The sequence below is a fragment of the Sporomusa aerivorans genome, from assembly GCF_041428895.1.
Taxonomy (GTDB): Bacteria; Bacillota; Negativicutes; order Sporomusales; family Sporomusaceae; genus Sporomusa; species Sporomusa aerivorans.
In genome coordinates this window covers 6,402,109-6,423,440 of sequence record NZ_CP156926.1, presented here as the reverse complement: position 1 = coordinate 6,423,440, position 21,332 = coordinate 6,402,109, and the positions used below count along the sequence as shown (strand labels likewise).

Sequence of the window (21,332 nt, the reverse complement as noted above, 5' to 3'; positions counted from 1 at the left end):
TTATTTATGTACTACTAGTCCAGGGAATTTAAAAAAGAAGCGGATTGAAAGAATATTTTGTCGAACAGCTTGTTGTTATAAAGGATTTTATACAAATATAGCGAATTATGTTAAAAAATCAAGGGATTAGGGAGAGGAACATAACGCACACGGCAGTTAAAGAAGCCGATCATGGCATGGTTCTCCTGCAGCACGTTATTAGTCAAAATAAGCTCATCGGCGACACTATGACCGCAATCACCGGTGTATCTGCCGAGCTTGCACAGGGTTCCGATCAAATTAAAAGTATTGTTGACCTGATCCGGGGAATTGCCGGGCAGACAAACCTGCTGGCGCTGAACGCCGCAATAGAGGCTGCACGGGCGGGTGAGGCCGGCAGAGGCTTCGCCGTTGTTGCCGATGAGGTTCGGAAGCTTGCCGAGCAGAGCGCTGCGGCTTCCGCTAATATTGAAGAAATTATCAACAGTATGGCTGCTGGTATCGAATCAATGGTCCGCACAGTGGACGGCGCCCGGGCCGAAGTGGCCAAAGGAACGGCTGCCGCCAGCCAGGAGCAGACGGCAAGTCTCAATGAAATCAGCCGCAGTGCTGAGTCGTTGGCCGAAATGGCGAGTGAACTCAATCAGGTGGTACAAGAATTCAAATTATAAGTTATCTTAGGCACCCTGGCGAAAAAACGCAGCCAGGGTGTTTTTGTTTGCATTAAAAATTATCTAATCACAAATCATATAAACAGGAATTTAAGGAGGGTGAGCTATGTTCGATAACCGAACTCATGCCGGACAGCTTCTAGCGGAAAAACTGGCTTCACGTCATCTGCATTCCCCGTATATTCTGGCAGTTCCCCGCGGCGGCATAGCGGTGGCAGCGCCGATTGCAGCCAAGCTGCAGATAAACATGGCTGTCTTGATTGCCAAAAAGATTGGTCATCCGCTTAATCCGGAGGTGGCCATTGGCGCTATTATGCCGGACGGCAGTATCATCCATGATAATCAATATGTTACTGGCATTGGCGTGACCCAAGAGAATTTTGACCAGCTGACAGCCCAGGCCCGCAAGGTTTTTGAAGACCGGGTCAAGGTTTATGAAGCCATGATCATAAAAAATCATGAAGTCAAAGGCCGCGACATCATCATTGTCGATGACGGCATTGCCACCGGGTATACTATCCTTGCCGCTGTTCAATGGCTGAAGAAATGGAATCCGGCCAGCATCACAGTTGCCGTGCCGGTAGCGCCAACCGATATTACCAAAAAACTGCGGGATGAACACGTAGAAGTGGTATGCATGGATGAGCGGGACGTTTTTACGGCTGTTGGCAGCTACTACAAAAGATTCGAAGACATGACAGATCAGGAGGCGCTTGAATACCACCGGCTGGCTCCTAATGCAATCGTCAGACTATAACTCCCCAGGGTATAAAGATAAGACAGGCGTTCGCCTGTCTTATCTTTATACCTGAAAGGATGCATATTATTAGCTAACGCTTAAAGCTATTGTCGTTGTTTTCATATCCGGCCAGACGCTGGGAGAGTGTCCCGGTATGTATTTCAAATAAGTGATTATCAAAGTCATAGAAATACAGGGATCTCCCTTCCCCTTCCACACGGGGCCGCGGTGATTTCATATCCAGGCCTAACTGCTCAATTCGCAGTTTGTATACTTCAAAATCCTCCTCAGCGATTTTGAAAGCTACATGATTGTAAGTGCGATTCGGAAGCGGTTCCCCTTCCATGACGGCAATCCATTGCCCGCCGACTATAAAAAATTTCTCTTTCGACAGTGAGAATAATTGGTTGCCGCTGGCGTATACCTCCTGGGCATTAAATATATCCTTAAAAAACCTGGTAGATAACTCAAGGTCCTTGACAATGAATGTAATATGGCTAATCCCTTCGACCACAATATCTTCCCCCAACAATTGCTTCTTCGATATTCATTGTTTAAGAGGCAAAGTCCTGCATTCAAATGAAGCAAATGTTGCGTTCCGTTGACGGCAGAACGTATTTTAGGATAAAAATAAAACGAGAAAAAGGGCAGATCGACAAAGGCGTATGAACTAAATCCTGAATTGTGCAATAGCATGCTGCAGCTCTTCGGCCATTTTGGCCAGGCTTTGGCTGCTGGCAGCAATTTCTTCCATAGATGCGGATTGCTCCTCAGTAGCTGCCGATACGGTTTGTGTGTGACCAAGGGCTTCTTTGCTGACAGCGCCAATGGCCTGTACCTGGGCTACAACCTGCTGACTTCCGGCTGCCAGCTGCTGCATGGCAGTCGAAACCTCTTCAATTTGCCGGGATACTGCGGTTACCAGATTGGCGATATTATCAAAAGACTGACCGGCCGAAGTTACCACGCCGGTGCCTTTTTTTACTTCTTGCGTACCATCATTCATAGCTGTAACCGCTTTACCGGTATCAAGCTGAATCTCCTTAATCAGGGACGCGATATGCTTGGCGGCTTCCTGGGATTGTTCAGCCAGCTTCCTGACTTCTTCGGCAACTACGGCAAACCCTTTACCCTGCTCGCCGGCCCGGGCAGCTTCAATAGCGGCATTTAAAGCGAGAAGATTCGTCTGGCCGGCAATTCCTGATATTGTGTCCACAATAGCGCCAATTTCCTTGGAACGTTCGCCGAGTTTGACAACAACGGAGCTACTGTCTTTTCAATACTATTCATTTGCTCAATAGCAGAGGAGATGGCTCCGAGTCCTGCCTGTGCCGCCGCCGCTGTTTGGCTCGTAGTGTTTGTAACGGTGGCGGTATTTGCGGCAGCGTGTTGAATGCCAGCCGACATTTTACCAACTGTTGAAGACGTGTTCTCAATAGCCTGCGCCTGTTGTTCGGCGCCGCCGGCAACTTCGGTAATCGTGACAGCCACCTGGGTTGCCGCCTGAGCCGACTGCTCAGCGCTGGCGGACATTTCCTCCGCTGACGCCGCTAATTGCTCTGAGGTTTGGCTGAGCTGACGAATTAAGTCACGCATATTGCTCTGCATAGTATCAAGGGCCCGGGCAAAAGTCCCAAACTCATCTTTTTGCTCCAGGATTTCTCTGGGGACAGCCTGGGAGAAGTCGCCTTCCGCCAGCATGCCAAGCTGCCCAACAGCAGCCTTCAGCGGCGCGGTAACGCCGCGGGCAATAATCCACCCCAATAGGACTACTAAGGCGACACCGGCGCAAATGATGGTTATGAACAGAATTATCGCAGTTTGAAAACGCGTTTGGTTTTTCAGGTCGATCTCGGCTGCCACAGCGGCGTTGTATTCTGCCAGCTTATTTAAATCCTGACTAAAATCTTCTAAATAAGAACGTGTAGACTGGTTATAAAGTTGATATGCTTCGGCATTTTTATTTTGCATTGACAATTGGATTACCGCAGCTCTGCTTTCACGGTATTTGTCCAGACTGGCATGTAATTTCTTAAGATGTTCTGTCTCAAAAGCGGTTAGTTTTCCCTTTTCATACCGGGCTAGGTTATCGTTAAAAGTTTTGGCCCGCCGGTCAATATCATCAAGCAGCTTTTTATTCTCATTATTGTCGGTTGTAAGCATTAGATCAAAGATATCGGATTGAATGGCCCGGGCATGATTGCGATTTTCATTAAGCCATTGCACCGGCAATAGCCGGTCGGTATACATTTCTTTAATGCTGTCGTTAGATTGCGCCAGGTAATAATAGCCTGTAAAACCTACCACAAAAAGAGAACCGGCAGCAATAATGATGAGCACGAATAACTTGGCGGAAACTTTCAGGTTCTTCAATACATTCACGAAAACCCACTCCCAGCATGTTTTATTATTATGAATTCTTGTATATGAAGTATACGACACTCGACAATAATTTCCTTTATTCGACAAAAAAAGTTATCTATTGAACTTTTGCATACATGCTTTTGGCAGGTACCGGAATTCCGCGAAGACTCTTTCGTAACATGTTTGGCATGACGGAGAAGACAGCCTATTTTCTTTATCGCAAAAAAAAAACAAGCGGCCGGGTATGACCCAGCCGCCGGCTTGTACCGGTGAGCTAATCACTATAAGTGTACTATTGTTACCGGATTAGCCCGTTGTAACTGTTTGCCTCTTTCTGAGAGCTCTACAATGTAGGCCGGATTAATATCTTCGTCATCCGTGCCATCATGGGTGTAATTTGATAACTCACGTTTTTTACTTACTTGATTAAGCTGGGATAACCGGTTATTGGATGAAATAGTATCAACTGGCATAATATTACCTCTTCGAGCTATTTTTTTACTTAATACTATGCTCTTTTTGGCAGGATATGTCAATACGTTGCATGCATTAATCCCTTGCTATTTCAAAATTTTTTTGTGTGGCATACCTGTAGCCCATCCCCATGCAGATATAAATAAGAAGCCCTGGTGGTAGCATAGTACCTCTCAGTTGTATTTCAGGTGTTCAATATTGAACCCGAAATAATACCAGACAAAGAGGAGATATATTGCTGACAGGATCCAGGCCCAAACAGGGTTATGCCGGTGATGAATTAATAAAGCGGAGAACATAATTATATTATGAACGACTGACCAGCCTAACGACCAGTCGTTTTTATAGCTGATTACGCCAAAATAAAGTCCTATTAACTCCGATAAAGAAATTGCCCCTACCCACAATAACCCCCACCCGAATTGCTTAATAACCCCGTCCTTTGGATAACGTGATAAAAAAAGCAGCACTATGGCTGGGTACGTGACAAACACAATATAAAATTCAGTAACGCTATGATTGGGAAAGGGGAATGATGGACAAAAAGCCCATAGAGTGTGGTTGAATGTCAGGATGGACGCAAAAAAGTTAGATGCCAGCATAAAAAGGTAGGTTGGATAGTATTGGCGCCAATTGCGCCAGTCAGCCCAGAGAAAAGCTGCGACGACATAAATTCCCCAACAAACTAAGTTCATTTTAGATCACCATTAGTTTCCTTTTTTGAAGCTCGTTGTTTACTGGTTTAAAAAGCGGGATGCAGCCCTGCGTTGCTTGCAGCTATAAAATATAAGGCTGCTTAACAAAGCGTAGTCGGAAGAATCACTAAGTACATCAATATAAATAGCTTATCCAGCCTGGAAGACAAATTATGCAGCCCGAGCCACTTCAACCCGGTTATTTCAATTCAAGTCCGCAGCAGGTGTTACATTTATGTATGGGAAAAAATTTCCATTAATATACCCTCATATTTTTTGGACGATTTCTGGACAGTTGCAGCGTAATCTGGTATAATTGTTCATGCGTAGGAAGAGTAATAGCTTCCTGTGCATGTAGACAATTAACTTATCTTATGCGGGCGTAGCTCAGTGGTAGAGTACCGGCTTCCCAAGCCGTGGGTCGCGAGTTCGAATCTCGTCACCCGCTCCAGTAAATTCAAGTCTTTCAGCGTTTTGTTGGAAGGCTTTTTGATATTTTAGAGCAGTTGCGGACCGATTTGCGGACCATTTGGTTTACAAGCACAATTACTCATGGCCCTTCTCACGAACAGGAGGGTTTTTATTAGTGCAGAAATTCATAAATAAAAAATAAACGATTCAGCGCGGATATAAAGGATACAAAAGGGAAATCGCATGCAGGAAAGCCATGCAGTGGCAAAGAAATATATTTAATTCTAATTTTACATGATATTACAATTTAAGCTATAAATGAGCGCTTGGTTATTTGATTATTCAGAATGTTTGTGGTGAAGGGGAGGCAGACGGTGAAACTTTTAGTATTAGATGTAGAAGGAACGTTGTTTAAAACTAAAATTCGGTTACCTGGCACAAATTTAGATTCGACTATCTGGCAGAGTTTAGCGCTAGCATTGGGGCCTGAGGCCGTTAAGGAAGAAATTGAAACTCATGATAAATGGAAAAACAACGAGTATTGTAGTTATCTAGATTGGATGAAAGAGACAATCGCCATCCATTGTAAATATAAGTTAAATCGTGATTTGTTCAAAAAAATTATAGCTAGTGCTGAATACAATGAAGGTGCTTTGGAAGTAATTTCAAAAATCGATCGTTCTAAATACGAACTTGTAATGGTTTCTGGAGGATTTAGGGAACTTACTATTCGGGCTCAAAAGGATTTAAATATAATTCATTCTTTTGCTGCTTGTGAATATATATTTGACGATGCTGGGGCATTGCGGTCCTATAATTTATTGCCTTGTGATTTTAGAGGTAAAATTGACTTTATTAACCTGCTAATAAGAGAGTATAATATTGCGCCTGCAGATTGGATTTTTATAGGTGATGGGGCTAACGATGTACCTATTGCTGAAACTGCTCCGGTGTCAATAGGTATAAATCCACATAGAGAACTTGCTCGCGTAGTTACATGGAAGATTAATAGTTTTTCCGAACTACCCGATATCTTGGAAATGTACAAAGATAAGTGCTTAAGGGATTAGTTACCTTTACGGAATAGGAGATGGAGATATGAGTGAGATAACTATTTTGCATCTGTCAGACCTACACTTTGGGATAGACGAAAAAGAAGAGGATGCTAGGGCACAGCGTACCATAGCTATGGATGGTTTGAATAATAAAATAGCTGAGTTGTGTCAGCAGGGATGGAAACCAGAAATAGTTGTTGTGTCTGGGGATATTGCCTACAGGGGTACAAAGAAGGATTACGATATCGCGATACAATGGCTTAATAAGTTGCAGAATCAACTAGAAATTAATAGTGACTCATTTATTTTTGTTCCAGGTAATCATGATCTTGATCGAGAAAAAACAGACTGTTTTGTACGCCCTCATAACGCGGCGGAGGCCGATAAAATATTGTCACCTAAAAATATTCGTCGACTTGAAGATTATTTTGATAGTTACATTAACTTTTGCAAGCAACTTGATATCCCAGCTTATAGGCTCGGCTCCTCCGAAAATATATTGGTTGGTACTAGAGATGTAAAAGGTATATGTTTTTGTGTACTCAACTCTGCTTGGTACTGTAGAGACAATAAAGATAAATCCAATTTATGGATTGGTTTACCTCAGATTAATATCATGAAGGCTGAGGGACAGTTACCCTCTATAGAAAACTTCGATTCAGCGAAAACGACAGTAGCAGTATTCCACCATCCACAAGAATGGTTCAACGACTATGAATTGAATGTATATGATATACAAAGGCCAGCAACATACGAGCTTCTGGCTAATCATTGCCATCTTATCCTAAGCGGCCATGTTCATAGTCAAACAATAAAAGAACCTTACAGGATACGTAATGCATATGTGATAACTGGTGGTGCAACTTATCAACAAGGGTATCGTAACAACTGTTCAGTAATAAAAGTAAATACTCGGACTAAAGGATTAAAGAGACGAACTCTTCAATATGAACCTGCAGAGCAGAAGTGGGTAATAAATGATGCTGGACCGGGTATACAGTTAGGTGCAACGCAAGGTAGTTCATCAGATTTACATGAGCGTTGTATCCAGGCTTTTAATAGCCTCATAAGTGATATTAACCATGAGGAACAGTTTCAATATACTGTAAGATTTGCTAAATCATACTCAGATTTAATTAGGTTGAAAACTGACGAACGTCTATGCGTGGATGCAATAATTCCCCATCAAACCAAACGCGCTGTAGTTTTGCATGGTGGTGGTGGGGCTGGAAAATCTAACATACTTAAATTGTTATATGGAAAAATGCTTCAAAAGGGGGTACTACCTTTTTATATTGACCTAAAGAATCTTGCAGGGGAGAACCCCGGAGAGAACAGTCAGGCCATCATAGATAATGTGTTAAGTAGCATAGTACCAGCTATAAATAAAGATGAATTTGAGAGTACTATTGGAAGAGCTACAACTGTTTTAATTGTGGATTCATTTAACGAAGTCTCAGCAGAAACTAGGCAGATTATCTTGCAGTATTGTGCGGAGCTATTGAAACAGCAGCAACTTCACATCATTATTGCCGATAGAATCACAGACTCATGGGATTATCCAGGGTTTAGTCATGCTATGGTAAATACCCTTACCCTGGAAGAAATCCAGCCTGTTTTTGATAAGGCTTTCGGTGAGAACGCGTTTCATAAGCTGAGTGATCATTTAAGGCAAATTTACCAACGACCGTTCTTCCTAAGTCTCGCATTGAAAACGAATAAAGATTTTGCTGGGAGTCGTATTAAGTCAGAAATATTTGATGCTTATTTCAATACGCATCTTAACTTTACAGCGGAAGAAATCACTCGTATTGCACAAGTAACCTTCGAATCATTGAGTTCGGAGGGGAGCGCGAATCCACATACACTTAGAGAAAAACGGGATGCTTTATTCCCTAAACTAATTGGAGCAGGTATACTTAAGCCAACGTATGAGTTTGATCATCATCTATGGAGAGACTATTTAGTTTCTCGACATCTTGCTCAAAAAAGCAATTGGTGCGATTTGGATTTTGACTTCGCAACAATCTATTCATCCTCGTTGGAGAGTTTGACTTTGACTTTAGAACAGATGAACTCAAGTAATCAAAAAGACAGCTTTTTAAAAGCGGTTTACGATTGGAATTATTCTGCGGCTATATATTGTATCGGCGAGCTTTTGGATGCTCAATCTGAGGGGATAACTAGCTTGGGTAAGGGCATATGTAACGCAGTTAGAGCGGCTATTGCTGAAAAAAGATTTGATGAAATACAACGTACAAGGACAAAAGCAGAGCAGAGGCTGAGAAGTCATTTGCCGTCCGAGAGTCCATTTCTGACGTGTAGCGGTAGGAATAAGCTGGAAAGTTACGTTAAGCAATTATACGATGGCGAAGCAACGTGGTTTGAAGAATGGAAGAAATTATTTACTGACGACGGAGGGTATTTGAGGGGTAATATTATCTTAATTGAAAATGAGGATCCGTTACTAGGGTGGACCGCGGCCAATCTGGCAAGAAGGGCATCGTTGACTAATGATGATCAGGAAAGGGTAAGAGCAATTTATCGCGATGAGAGCTCCTCAAATAAAAATAGTATTCGATGGAGATGTGTTCATATACTTGGATTTTATCCGAATCAGGAGAACATAGATTTACTTTTTGATGCGCTTTGTAATGACCAATATCATTGGGTTAAATACGGAGCAACGAGGGCTTTAGTCGAAATCGCTTACAGAGCAGAACCCGAAATGCGTAGAGGGGTATTTGATAGATTAGCGTCAAGTCTGCAGAATGTTCATTTTGGAACAACAGGAATGCGCAAAGAAATCATTAGAGAAGCGATGGAATGTTTGTTTGTTGACTGTTATGAGGCTGATTGGGTTGGTTCCGCTAGCGGGTTCCTCCAAGTAATTGTTGAAATGGAGTGCGATAATTTAAAAGAATTTATGGAAAGACGACAGGAGTTTTTGAGACTTTACGATACTAGGTAATGTAAGCTAGAATAGGAATTTTTCTAGTTAATGATAAGAGAAACAGGGGACAGGTGCGTTGTTGCAGGAGTCGTAAAGACTAAAACAACACTCCTGTCCCTTTGTTTCCCCTTGTTTCTGTACAGGCATTTGCCTGGAGGCTGTTTTCTGTTTTATGCAAGCTTGCGGACCGTTTGCCGTGAAAAAGGTTTACTTCTGCAAGAAGCACCACCCCCATAAAATAAAAGTTCTCCTAAACTTTACGTCTAGGCGAACACAAAACACACGAATTCAATTCCCCCAAAATCCTTAATTTTCATATTTCAAGATACTGCCGTCTTTACAATTGGGGTAATAGGTACGGATATACTGTTTGTAAAGCTCGACTTGATTTTTTATACTTTTGCCCTTATCTGTAAATTTAGATTTACGGGAATAAATCGCAATCTGTTCCCCTATATTTTCTTTCGTCTTCTTCACTTATCGCACCAGACCTCTTACTAAAGTTCCTCACCCTGCGCCAAAACAAAGGCGAAGCCACGCCAACCTCTCTTCACCTAAAAGCTCTAACAAAACTCACATAACAATTTCTAAATTTTATATTTGCATTAGCAAATTTTTTTTTTGCAGCGTTATCATTTATCATGTTATTATTTTATATATAACTAGCTCGAAGCGGGGTGATTATGTGGGCGTCAGTTACAAAAAACTTTGGAAACTATTGATTGATCGCGATATGAAAAAAAAGGACCTAATCGCTACGACAGGCATTAGTACGGCGTCTATGGCAAAACTCAGCAAAAACGAGAATATCACAACTGATGTTCTCGTGAAAATCTGCACCGCATTAGAATGCGATATTGCAGATATTATGGAAATTACCCAAGGAGAGCACGAAAAACCATAAGCAGGAAGGAGTAATTAAATGAAACTGTTATATTCTAACATATTGCCCCTCGGTACATCCGAATGCCAAGAAACAATTATTGACTGCTTTAATGATCAAATTGCAAAATCAGATCGTGTTGAAATTGCAGTTGGTTATATATCGCGTGCCGCATTAGAAGAGCTTGACCTTCTAGTTGAAGAACACAATATATCCAGTGTATGCCTTACCATTGGCATGTACTTCATAGAAGGAATGCCCGAAGGTTCTTACAATATTGCACTTGCGTTAAACAAGAAGTGGAAAGATGCTGGCATTGGCGAAATTAGGATCGTAAAAGCCTTTAAGTACCACGGCAAACTGTACTGTTTTTATCAAGGAGGACAACCTTTTTCCGCTATCATTGGTTCCGCAAACTTAGGCGTAATCAAATTAGATGCTAATAACCGTCGGCAGTATGAAATCTCGTCGATTACTGACGATGCCCCTGAATGTAGAGAAATTGCAGAATTTATCAAGAGGCTGAAAGAGCAGAACTGTTCTTCTAATATTGCCAATATAACAGGAATGTCATTAATTAGAGAAGTTAATACATCACTTAGCGGCATCGATACAGTAACGCAAATTCCTCAAACCGGAGTACAGCTTTATGTACAACATAAAACAGGAGTTTCATTCGCGCTACCAATAAAAGTTCCCGCTTATGATGAGCGACATATGGATGATGGCAAACATTTTACGAAATCAAACATTAATGTTAGCTATGCAGCACCACGAAGCAAGAGGAAATCTCGTGATTGGTATGAAACTCAGTTGACCGTGAGCAAGGAGATAACTCGCTCCGAGGGATATCCCGAAAAAAATAAGACCTTTTTTGTTATTACCGATGATGGTTATTGGTTTAAGGCTCATACCACTAGTGATGGCAATAAACAGTTCAGCGCTGTTGGCGATGAGCTCATTCTGGGTCGCTGGATTAAAGGCAGACTTGCAGCAGCAGGACTTGTAACACCCGTGAACGATACCCAAGTCGACACAGACCGCAAGGGAATGATTACGAAAGAAATGTTGCAAGCATATGGTTGCAATAGCATTGTGCTTTCTAAAACTGACCAAAAAGCATTGGACGAGGACGGCTCCGAGCTTGATGTGTGGGTTTTATCGTTTGAAACAACTATTAACGAATGAGAGGTACGGCTATGCGATACTTAAAGACATACCTTAAAAAGATTACAGACCGCGGAAATGTTAAATTGGCAGAGTCCATTGCAAAAACTGCCGAAGATATCGGCAGTCAACACATTCGCAACTTCTCATTTACGAGTCACGAAATCGGTCTGTTATTCGGCAATGTACAATCTGGAAAAACCGGCCAAATGTTTGGTATCATGTGCAAAGCTGCCGACTTAGGTTTCCCGGCATTTATCTTACTCACAACGGACAATGTTGTTTTACAACAACAAACCTTGGAACGTGTCAGAGCCGATATGGATGGATTCTGTATTTGCGGTGAAAACGACTCAGGATTGTTTATTGAGAATAGCCTTGTCAAACCAGCAATTGTTGTTCTAAAGAAAAATTCAAGAATGTTAAGACTGTGGGCGAATGTATTTAATTCCACAGGCTTTATGAAGGGTAACCCTCTCTTCATCGTTGACGACGAGGCAGATGCCGCTTCTTTGAATACACTAGTAAACCGCAATGGCCAGTCATCGATTAATAAGTATTTGAATTCTATAAAAAATGGCGCATCAAGCAGCTTGTATCTACAGGTTACCGGAACCCCTCAAGCAATCTTACTACAGACACTTGCCTCCGGCTGGCATCCTTATTTTTCGTATTACTTCTGCCCAGGTGATAGCTATTTAGGCGGAGATTTTTTCTTCCCAACAAGCGGTAAGCCCGCGTGCATCGATTATATTGAAATAATCAAAAAACCAACGCGAAATGCTGTTGTACGTCACCTTGCTGTTTCTGCGCAGATATTGGCGACCGGAGGTAAAGTATCTAATTGTCTTTTACATCCAAGCGTACGTCAAGCTGTCCATCAGCGTTTTGCAGCCGATATAATAAAAGAACTAAATTGGTGTGCTGAACATATCAATGATGATTTTATTGCGGAATTGCAAGCTCATTATGATTCCCTAGCACCCGAGAAAAGCGAAAAACTTTCGTTCAACGATATTCATAAAAGAACCAAAGATCTAGTGGAAAATAACGGTATAAATGTTCTTGTAATGAATGGCAAGACAGATGTTGAAAGCTCCGAATATGAGAAAGGATGTAATTTTATCATCGGAGGAAATACTCTTGGCCGCGGTGTAACTTTCCCTGGACTGCAAACAATTTATTATACCAGAACCAGCAAAAAACCCCAGGCTGACACCATGTGGCAGCATAGTCGTATGTTTGGTTATGACCGTGATCCTGGCATGATGAAAATTCTCATTGATGAGCATCTGTACAAATTGTTTGCTGATATCAATTCAACCAACAATTCCATCATCGCTCAAATAGAGCGTGGTATTGAAGATGTGAAAATTTATTACCCCATTGGACTTAATCCGACTCGTAAAAATGTGCTGGACAATGACCATGTAGAAATCATTTCCGGTGGTACAAACTACTATCCGTTCAATCCAGGAAATGACTCGATCGACACCATTTCTAAATTGTTGGAGAACTTCTCCAACGAAGAACCCTGCTATCAAGTTAATCTCCGGTTTATCAGAGAAATTTTATCCCATATCATTCCAAGCACTGACTTCAAGCTGGCGGCATTTCAGTCAGTTATTGATACCATTCTTTCTGAAACACCAACTGGGCAAGGTATCTTGATTGTACGCCGTGAAAGAAATGTCGCACAAGGAACAGGTGCACTTCTGTCTTCAAGTGACTGGGAACTTGGCGGAACTTTCTTCAATAAAGTAGTATTGACAATGTATCAGGTCACCGGTACCAAAGGCTGGGGAGGCAAACCGTTATGGGTACCAAATATTAAACTGCCCCACGACATCATGTATTATGATGTTATCGAGGATGAGGCAGACGTATAAAGGGAGGCGGTTTTTATGGCGGATAATCACTCCAAAGAAGTACGAAGCAAAAATATGTCACACATACGCAGTACGAATTCCAAACCAGAGGAAAAAGTATCAAAATATCTATTCGCCCATGGACTTCGCTACAGAAAAAATGTTCACAGACTCCCTGGATGTCCAGATATCGTTTTGATGAAATATAAAACTGTTATATTCGTAAATGGCTGTTTTTGGCATCATCATAACTGTGGCCGATTTGTATGGCCAGCTACAAATGAAGAATATTGGCACACTAAAATTGACCGCAATGTTGAGCGCGACAAAGAAAACACGCTTTTGCTTAAGCAACAAGGCTGGCAGGTGCTTGTGATCTGGGAGTGTCAGCTTAAGAAATCAGTAGATGAATCTAATCTTTCCTTATTATATGAAAAAATAATTGCAAATCATAGACAATGTGTAAGTAACGTAATATCATAGATATAAAGGAGATGAATGCAATGGCACAAGCTGGAAATACTTATACAGTTTCATTAAAACCATCCCATTTAAATTGGGGAGAATATAGAAATCCAACCAACAGAGATATTATCTCGGGAGAAGGTTACATTCCTATTCCTAAAAATTATGCCGTGCGCTATGAAATATTCAATTCCAACCATGTTTCAACGGGGTTAGGATATAACTTGTTCCATGCAAGTTCGACTGATGGGTTTTTAAATAATGTGAATTTGCTTGCGCAAGGATGCAGTACTGCCGGAGATAATTACGCAAAGCAATTTTCGGTTCAAGGTAATCTTCAGATAATTGGCGATTGGTACATGCATCGGAATGCTACACCAAATAATTCGGTAAAAGTTACATGGGTAGATCATGATACTATTACACTTGAAATAATTTAGTTTTTTCTATAATGATCAGCATAATAAAGGTTGCTATACCAACTCGAAATGGTGTAGCAACCTTTTATTATTCATTAATATTTGCTTCTATTGAAGGATATCCAATTCCTGCAAAGCACCGTAAAATTGCTTCAAAGATAATCTGCGCACCTCTGCATGGTACCGCCATTCCTATCTGCTTTCTAACACTTTCTTTATTCCCTATAAATTCATATGTATCCGGGAATGTTTGAAGTCTTGCTCTCTCTCTATTTGTCAGCGCTCTCGGTTCTGCCCAATGATAAATATGTGTCCCACCACCGCCGCTTCCAGTGACGGTGTAAGCCGGACGATCAGGATCAAGCCTTTTATAAATTTGGCTAATTCTTGCACCACGTATATTTAACTGGAGTTCCTCTGGTAAATCTGCAGTGAATGCATTTTTTCCTGGAAGAATATGCTGCAATCTTTGTACAACTGTTGGAGAGTGTCTGGTTCTCTCATTATTGAATGCATCTGCCGGAATAGGAGGTACTTCTATAGCAGTCCGGCAAGTATTATCAATATTAGCATATGGCTCCGGCGATGGCACTCTATACTCAATATCAATATCATCACGAATACCGACAATAATCAATCTATGCCTCGCTTGAGGAATCCTATAATCTTCAAATTTGTACAGATGCGGTGTAATAATATATCCTGCACCTCTTAATTCAGCAAGTATTTTGGTAAGGGCAGTTCCATCATTTGCACTGCTCAATCCGCCTACATTTTCTGCCACAAACCATTGTGGTCTAAATCTTCTTAATGCTATTACACCATAAGAGTACAATGGTCCATATTCGCCATCCATTCCTCTTTGTTCTCCAACAACGCTGTAATCATTGCACGGAAATCCAAATGCTAATGCATCAATAGGAGCAAGCTGCCCCATATCTAACGTACGAATATCTCCATGATATACTGTATTTGGTTCATTTGGACATATGTTATGACGATATGTTTCACAGGTATCTTCGTCATAATCATTCGCCCATTGGTGTATGATTGTATAATTAGGATTACCTATATCTGCGTGTGTAGCACCCCATGCAATCCCGCCCGGACCGCAGAATAATTCACCTAATCTAAACGGCATAATTATAGTCCCTCCTTTAAAATCCCATCAGTGCTTTTCCTTGATATGATGAAGTCAATCAATAACTGCAAGTATGTAATATCGCTGTCATTCAATTGGTTCAGTCCATGAAGTTGTGCATTTGGATGGATATCATTTTTTGTAATATATCCTGCAACTAACAGCAACTCAAATGGATGAAATTCAAGCGCTTGAGCTATTCTACACAAGTTTTCCCAGTTCGGTTTTTTCCGAACTCCATTCTCAATTTTCATTATTTCACTGTCACTTAAGTCACAGGCAATTCCTAATTTTTTCTGAGACAGCCCTGCGGCTTCTCTTTTATTTTTTATAAGCTGACCTAAATTGGGCATAATCTCACCTCGAAAAACAGCATAACATTAACGCTGCTTTTTGTCAATATTCACAAAAGAAATCGCTGCTTAAAAGCAGCGTATTTATACTTTATTAAAAATGCCTTCATTCGTTACTTTCGCAATGACTAAAAGTTCTTTAATTCGTTCCGACGATGAGATATCGTTGACGGTTAGATCTTTCAGACTGTTTAAGAACTAAACCAATATATGCCAGATTCATTATTCCTCAATTAAATAGGAATATAAATTTTCAAGAACTTTATATTATGCCGCTTACTAATTAGTCACGGGTGATACACATTGAGCTCCGCGAACACTTCCGGCTCAGTATTTTTTCTTACGTTTCTTACGTTCATCATAGTAGTCTTTCAAAATTTGAAGATCTATTTCCTCTTGTTGTTTTTTATACAGTTCATCCTCAACTCTCCTGTCATAGGCATTGAGAAGATTTGGGATTCGCTGTATATTCCATTCTCTTGGGATAGTGACTGGATTAATATTTATATAATCTAAATCCCTTAATGTCCGCCTGAAAGTTTCCAATTCTTCCCCTTGAAGTGTAGCTCTTACCTTATATATTCCTCGAAACTGGTTGGTTCTTCGTAGTTCCATGATGAGCCTTGCTTCTTTTTTTTTCGAAAAATGCTGTAATTGCACCTGTTTTATGGCTTCGTTCAAGGTGAAATAATCACCTCTCCTTATAACCTTATTAAAATACTTCCTGATGATCTCCTTGCAAAAATCTTCTGACAACATCTCCCGTATTACATCAGACTCAGATAGTTCTTGTTTTCTTTTTATATCCCTTGATAATAAGTATGTTTTTAAATACTTACACTGTACCTCGAAACGAATTAGATTTTGCGAAGTTTCTAAGTCAGGACAGTCCTCGAAATCTTCTTTTAACTGTTTATGTTTCCAGTAGCAGTTGATGGTAACAGATTTACTCTCCAAATAGAAACTGCTTTTAGCACTATCATTATCATCTACCCACTCAAAATAATGTGTTGGAATATTGCCACGTTTTATAAGTTTAATCATGCGCTCTGCTGTACATGGAATTTTTAATTCCCTTAGGTCAAAATTGACACAGTAATCCGGCCTATTCATCGAATAATGCCTGTATTCCCCCAATATGGGGGAGATTTTTTTTGCTTCATTGTTAAATAAAGCTTCGACGTCCTCAAGATAATCCACAGTGGCGGCTGCTAAATAGTCGTTTTCACCTGTCAGGATTTTAGGGTTGATAGTAGCTTTGATACTACACGGTTTATCAACTTCACCTGGTTTAATAAATCCAGGTGAAATATTGCTATACCTCAATAGCCACAGAATTCCTTTGCTTTCAGGATAGTATCCAATGTAATACTTTGAAAAAGATGAATGTAACCACTTGATAAACTCATCTGAGTTATCAGTAGATTTTAACTCGTGAATTGGAACAAACTTAATATCGTTTGTTGCTGAATAACTTTGAAAATCCGCAATTAATTTTGATGCTTCTTTTTTTGTTAATTTCTTAACAATAGTTATTGTGTGAAATCCTTGTGATGTGTTTTCCATATACCATACCTTGCCTTTCCATATTATTAATCCATTGGCTTTTTTTAATAATATGTAGACTATATGTTATTAGTAATATGAAATTTATAGTAGAAAGTTTAGATAAAATATCTCCTCCTTCACGAGAATCATATGTACCACAAATGTATTTTAAATTTAAAAGTTTTTTACAGAAATTGCGGATAAAAATAGCTGACAATGTTAGTAATAAAATATGAATAACCTTGATGTAGATAAACTCTTGATTTTTACAGTGAAAGTATCTTCTGATATTTATTAACTATACTTAACATAATACACTTATAATTAAAATAAAATGCTTATTATGGCTAAATATCTAGTGCCGATAATATGGTACAAGTGGTATTAAATAAACTCTGAGTTACGAATACCCTAAAAAATACAGCTACCATCACAAATAAGATATATTATCTTTCAATTAGATAATCCAGCAATTTAGCAAAGTTACGCCATTTCCAATTAAAAAGCAGAAATGCCCCATTGTGTCGATGTAACAATAGGGCACTTAACTTTATTGTCTTACCCAGCTTAGATGTAGTATAAGCTGGGTAAATTAATAATTATTATTCATTAAAGTATTCCTCTTTCCTTAAGGCTCTCAAATTGTCCTTTCCCAATAATAATATGGTCAAGAACGCTAATATCCAGCAACTTACCTGCTTCAACCAATCTTCTAGTAATAGCAATATCCTCTTGGCTTGGCAGGCTATCACCGCTTGGATGATTGTGTATCAGAATAATGGAAGTAGCCAATAACTTTACTGCTCTACGAAATATTTCCCTTCCTCCTACGATGGTAGCGTTAATTGTGCCTTGGGCAACTATTTCCTCAGCAATAATACCATTTTTAGTGTTCAGGTAAATTACCTGAAACTGTTCAACTGCGAGAAACTGCATATCCGCCATCCGCTCAAAGACATCTTCAGGAGTTTTAATAACTGACGGTAACACATTATTAATCCTATAAATTCGCTTGACCATTTCTGCTATACATTGAATTTTTCTGGCTTTAGCAGTTCCAATCCCTTTGATTATTTCCAGTTCTTGCCCTGAGGACTGGAACAGTATATTCTGAATGCTACCGTATTCCACAATCAGCTCTCGGGCCACGGATTTCTCCAGGATGGCAGCGAGCAGTTCTTCATCATCCATACCGGAAAGGTTGGCTTGATTTAGCATCATCCGCTCCCGCTCCTTTTCTTCAATATTTTGTTCGGGCAATCATATGTGGATTTTATTAAACAGAAACACATCAAATATACTTGGTCGGTAAGTTTGCACATCATATTTTCTTTACTTTCCGATAAAATGTTGATGGTTTCATATTCAGCCTTCGCATAGCCTCAACTGCTGTCAGGCTGCCCGCTTTCCATTTAGACACGACCTTCTCAAAATCCGGATGTACGATAGGCTTACGTCCCTTGTATTTTCCCTGCGCTTTGGCAATGGCTATGCCCTCAGACTGACGTTGTAAGATGTATTCGCGTTCCAATTCCGCTACTGCCCCAAATATAATCAGCATAAACTTCCCGGTCGGTGTTGTCGTATCGATAGCCTCTTTCCTGGATATAAACTCAACATGCTTGGCCGTCAGCAGCTCAATGAGTTCAAGCAAGTCTCGTGTATTTCGGGCAAATCTGCTTATCGACTCAACGATGACGGTATCACCCTGCCGGACATAGGTGAGCAGCCGTTTAAGCTCAGTTCTGTCGGTGTTTTTGCCACTAGCTTTATCGATAAAAATCTCATCCACACCAAGTTCTTTTAACAGAACCTCCTGCCGCATCGTATTTTGCTCGGTTGTACTTACTCTGATATAGCCGATCTTCATTCCGCTTCCCTCCATAAAATTGGGTCATTAGCCTGTAACCTAACGGCATATCGGAAAAGTATCCCGATAGAGTTGTTTTTAGATTTTTGGCATGTGCCATTTCAAAAGGCAACCCTATTGGTCCAAATAAAATAACGCCTCCCGGTTAGGGAAGGCGTTGGGTGAATATCAATATTCAGAGGGTAATAGGATAACCCCGTCAATCAGGTACAGTTTTACTTCCCTGGGCGGGAAGTCGGTGTACGGTATCTTTTGCGTAACAATAAGCGTCGTATCATTGTACCCCCGAACAACCGCACTGTTGTTATCTGTATTGACATTCAATGTCCATACCTGAAAAGCCTTATCCAGTTTCCTGTTGCTCTGATAGCTTCCGATGACAGCAAGGAGCCAATAACACCCCGCCGCTTCGGCCAGAGCAAGAACACCGTCCGTAATAACCGGAAAGCCGGGGATTGGTGAAAACTTATGATGGGTTTCCGTGCCTGTGGAGTTGTTGATAATATCAACTATCACTTCTATTGATTTCATTGGCTTCATTTCCCCCTTATTTTCAGACATAAAAGAACAGAGCCTTCCTTGATGGGAAGCTCTGTTTTTATGTTGTTCTGCCGAAATGATATGAAATGAAAAGTTATGCGGTCTTCGTCTTCAATGCATCAATACATTTAATGAAGTCGATGACAGCTTTTGCGGCAGTGAGTACCGCCGACAATGCCGACAGTATAATCCTCGCTATTTTAATTTTGCCCATGGTTGTATCCCTCCTCCGTTTTATTGCTTTTATATGCTTGAATAGCATAGGGAAGCTGGTGATTGGGCTTGCGCCTACTCATTTTTATAATATATAAAGGAAAGAAGGGGGAATGCGATTACAGTGCTTTTTACAGCAACAGAAACGGATAAACAATTATACCAAAACAATTTAAAAAAGACGGAACGCAATGAACGTCCCGCCCTAACCGTTTGCTTATGGTTTTAATCATACACCTTTGTTAACTATATTTTTACTGATAATTTATCTCTGCCAACTCAAAATTGGTTACTTTGGCATTTTGAACTTGAGCCGTAAAACTCCAAACAGTCCCGGATTTTAGCATTGGATTAATGTCAATGGCTGTGCCGATCTGATTCCCTTTATAATCATACAAAAGAAACGTGACAGAAATTTTGCGACGATCTCCACCCGATATATTTCTTATTTTACCAATGATATTCCCATTGTTAGCTCTAGGTTTTTCAACCCATTCAAAGTTTTTATCAATGGAATTGCCAGTACCTTTGTTATTATTATCATTGGCATTAGCATATGGGGCAATATATTTCTGATACCATGGCTCTAATGCTTCAGGCTTACCAGTATCATGGACAAATAATTCTCTGGTTTTCGTATCTACAAGAATATCATAAATTCGGTGCAAGCCTTGTAATTGGAACACATAGTATTCTGCATCTGAGCCAGACCGCTTATGCGTATTTCCATCCCCATCCATGATGGAAACGGAGGAGGGGAATTGATGCGTATCTACCCAGTTTTGAAGAAGTTCCTTTGCTTCACGCGCTGTCAAAGCTGAATTTACACTCGAAGTTTTATTTAGGTCATTAGCTGAACGAGTAATTGTGTAGCTTTCCATCATTGCATTCATCATGGGTTCATATCGTTCTCTTTCGCTCATTTTAAATGAACAAATGATTTGATAGACATCTCCCCCAAAAACATACCAGTAGTTTTTTGATATATCATCCCCTTTTAATCCATTTGTTTGATAAACTAGTTCTCTCGTAGGTATGTCACCTAATTTTGTATCTTTAAGTGCAATAAACTTATGCATTTGATTCACAGCGTTTTCTACTGCTGCCTGATCCTCGGTTAGGATTCCAAATGGATTTGTTACTATCTTCATAACCGAAAGCTTTGCATTTCCATCGGGAGATTGAATCTTGATAATTTCAGTCATAGTAGCAGATTCCTTCGTCTGCCATTCCTGTGGATATTTGAAAACGAATCCTTCCGCCTCGTTTTTATAGGTTTGAGAAAGCTGAATTGAATTACTAGCATTACGCTCCACTTTATCGCTTGAACATGCTGAGCTTAAAATTAAAATAACTGTCAACAAGACCAGGTATAACTGTTTCAATTTTAATCACCGACCCCTTCATATAGATTGCTTTTTGATTCTTGTATTTCTACCATATCATTCATAATCTAATTCCAGCTATCACATATCTTTATTGCCATTTAAATGAAACTATTTACTTAACAAAAGCAAGAATATA

General features: G+C 40.3%; 21 protein-coding genes and 1 tRNA gene. 10 read left to right on the top strand and 12 right to left on the bottom strand.

What is annotated here, in order from left to right:
* Positions 1–107: 107 nt before the first annotated feature.
* Both SATMO3_RS30775 and SATMO3_RS30770 read left to right on the top strand, forming a co-directional pair.
* The gene (locus SATMO3_RS30775; RefSeq protein ID WP_371375574.1) at positions 108–650 is read left to right on the top strand and encodes a methyl-accepting chemotaxis protein; all 543 of its coding nucleotides are present in this window, start codon (positions 108–110) and stop codon (positions 648–650) included.
* A gap of 106 nt (positions 651–756) precedes the next feature.
* Positions 757–1,407: a phosphoribosyltransferase gene (locus tag SATMO3_RS30770; protein WP_371375571.1), complete on the top strand. Its 651-nt coding sequence runs from the start codon at positions 757–759 to the stop codon at positions 1,405–1,407.
* A gap of 73 nt (positions 1,408–1,480) precedes the next feature.
* Here the strand turns inward: SATMO3_RS30770 and fosX are convergent, their stop codons facing one another.
* The 5 genes from fosX to SATMO3_RS30745 all read right to left on the bottom strand — a co-directional run bounded on the left by fosX (position 1,481) and on the right by SATMO3_RS30745 (position 4,922).
* The gene (fosX, locus tag SATMO3_RS30765) at positions 1,481–1,903 is read right to left on the bottom strand and encodes a FosX/FosE/FosI family fosfomycin resistance hydrolase (RefSeq protein ID WP_371375568.1); all 423 of its coding nucleotides are present in this window, start codon (positions 1,901–1,903) and stop codon (positions 1,481–1,483) included.
* A gap of 156 nt (positions 1,904–2,059) precedes the next feature.
* Positions 2,060–2,605 carry a methyl-accepting chemotaxis protein gene (locus tag SATMO3_RS30760; RefSeq protein WP_371375565.1) on the bottom strand — a complete coding sequence of 182 codons (546 nt, stop codon included), beginning with the start codon at positions 2,603–2,605 and terminating at the stop codon, positions 2,060–2,062.
* Entirely contained in the window at positions 2,557–3,771 is a 1,215-nt protein-coding gene (locus SATMO3_RS30755) for a methyl-accepting chemotaxis protein (protein WP_371375562.1), read from the bottom strand. The genes SATMO3_RS30760 and SATMO3_RS30755 overlap by 49 nt, the downstream gene beginning before the upstream one ends.
* A 263-nt stretch (positions 3,772–4,034) precedes the next feature.
* Complete coding sequence (locus tag SATMO3_RS30750; RefSeq protein ID WP_371375559.1) at positions 4,035–4,226, bottom strand: hypothetical protein; 192 nt, start codon at positions 4,224–4,226, stop codon at positions 4,035–4,037.
* Between the two features lie 174 nt (positions 4,227–4,400).
* The gene (locus SATMO3_RS30745) at positions 4,401–4,922 is read right to left on the bottom strand and encodes a CBO0543 family protein (RefSeq protein ID WP_371375556.1); all 522 of its coding nucleotides are present in this window, start codon (positions 4,920–4,922) and stop codon (positions 4,401–4,403) included.
* A gap of 376 nt (positions 4,923–5,298) precedes the next feature.
* Between SATMO3_RS30745 and SATMO3_RS30740 the strand changes: the two genes are divergently transcribed.
* The 8 genes from SATMO3_RS30740 (at position 5,299) to SATMO3_RS30705 (ending at position 14,164) form a co-directional block, all read left to right on the top strand.
* A tRNA-Gly gene (locus SATMO3_RS30740) sits at positions 5,299–5,373 on the top strand.
* Between the two features lie 334 nt (positions 5,374–5,707).
* The gene (locus tag SATMO3_RS30735) at positions 5,708–6,403 is read left to right on the top strand and encodes an HAD family hydrolase (RefSeq protein ID WP_371375553.1); all 696 of its coding nucleotides are present in this window, start codon (positions 5,708–5,710) and stop codon (positions 6,401–6,403) included.
* 28 nt (positions 6,404–6,431) lie between these two features.
* The gene (locus SATMO3_RS30730; RefSeq protein WP_371375550.1) at positions 6,432–9,359 is read left to right on the top strand and encodes a metallophosphoesterase; all 2,928 of its coding nucleotides are present in this window, start codon (positions 6,432–6,434) and stop codon (positions 9,357–9,359) included.
* A gap of 667 nt (positions 9,360–10,026) precedes the next feature.
* Entirely contained in the window at positions 10,027–10,245 is a 219-nt protein-coding gene (locus SATMO3_RS30725) for a helix-turn-helix domain-containing protein (RefSeq protein ID WP_371375548.1), read from the top strand.
* A gap of 18 nt (positions 10,246–10,263) precedes the next feature.
* Positions 10,264–11,412: a restriction endonuclease PLD domain-containing protein gene (locus SATMO3_RS30720; protein ID WP_371375546.1), complete on the top strand. Its 1,149-nt coding sequence runs from the start codon at positions 10,264–10,266 to the stop codon at positions 11,410–11,412.
* An 11-nt stretch (positions 11,413–11,423) separates the two neighbouring features.
* Positions 11,424–13,280 carry a Z1 domain-containing protein gene (locus tag SATMO3_RS30715; RefSeq protein ID WP_371375543.1) on the top strand — a complete coding sequence of 619 codons (1,857 nt, stop codon included), beginning with the start codon at positions 11,424–11,426 and terminating at the stop codon, positions 13,278–13,280.
* Between the two features lie 15 nt (positions 13,281–13,295).
* Positions 13,296–13,742, top strand: coding sequence for a very short patch repair endonuclease (locus tag SATMO3_RS30710; RefSeq protein ID WP_371375540.1), 447 nt, complete (start codon positions 13,296–13,298; stop codon positions 13,740–13,742).
* 20 nt (positions 13,743–13,762) lie between these two features.
* A complete protein-coding gene (locus SATMO3_RS30705) occupies positions 13,763–14,164 on the top strand; it encodes a hypothetical protein (RefSeq protein ID WP_371375537.1) in 402 nt (133 codons plus the stop codon).
* A gap of 67 nt (positions 14,165–14,231) precedes the next feature.
* Here the strand turns inward: SATMO3_RS30705 and SATMO3_RS30700 are convergent, their stop codons facing one another.
* The 7 genes from SATMO3_RS30700 to SATMO3_RS30670 all read right to left on the bottom strand — a co-directional run bounded on the left by SATMO3_RS30700 (position 14,232) and on the right by SATMO3_RS30670 (position 21,193).
* Positions 14,232–15,284, bottom strand: a complete 1,053-nt coding sequence (locus tag SATMO3_RS30700; RefSeq protein ID WP_371375535.1) for a DNA cytosine methyltransferase — start codon at positions 15,282–15,284, stop codon at positions 14,232–14,234.
* A gap of 2 nt (positions 15,285–15,286) precedes the next feature.
* Positions 15,287–15,637, bottom strand: a complete 351-nt coding sequence (locus SATMO3_RS30695; RefSeq protein ID WP_371375532.1) for a helix-turn-helix domain-containing protein — start codon at positions 15,635–15,637, stop codon at positions 15,287–15,289.
* A 327-nt stretch (positions 15,638–15,964) separates the two neighbouring features.
* Positions 15,965–17,203 carry a hypothetical protein gene (locus tag SATMO3_RS30690; RefSeq protein ID WP_371375529.1) on the bottom strand — a complete coding sequence of 413 codons (1,239 nt, stop codon included), beginning with the start codon at positions 17,201–17,203 and terminating at the stop codon, positions 15,965–15,967.
* 591 nt (positions 17,204–17,794) lie between these two features.
* Positions 17,795–18,406: a DNA repair protein RadC gene (gene radC, locus SATMO3_RS30685; RefSeq protein ID WP_371375526.1), complete on the bottom strand. Its 612-nt coding sequence runs from the start codon at positions 18,404–18,406 to the stop codon at positions 17,795–17,797.
* 100 nt (positions 18,407–18,506) lie between these two features.
* Entirely contained in the window at positions 18,507–19,055 is a 549-nt protein-coding gene (locus SATMO3_RS30680; protein ID WP_371375523.1) for a recombinase family protein, read from the bottom strand.
* Positions 19,056–19,223: 168 nt separating this feature from the next.
* Positions 19,224–19,586: a DUF6876 family protein gene (locus tag SATMO3_RS30675; protein ID WP_371375521.1), complete on the bottom strand. Its 363-nt coding sequence runs from the start codon at positions 19,584–19,586 to the stop codon at positions 19,224–19,226.
* A gap of 476 nt (positions 19,587–20,062) precedes the next feature.
* Complete coding sequence (locus tag SATMO3_RS30670) at positions 20,063–21,193, bottom strand: PsbP-related protein (RefSeq protein ID WP_371375519.1); 1,131 nt, start codon at positions 21,191–21,193, stop codon at positions 20,063–20,065.
* Positions 21,194–21,332: the final 139 nt, after the last annotated feature.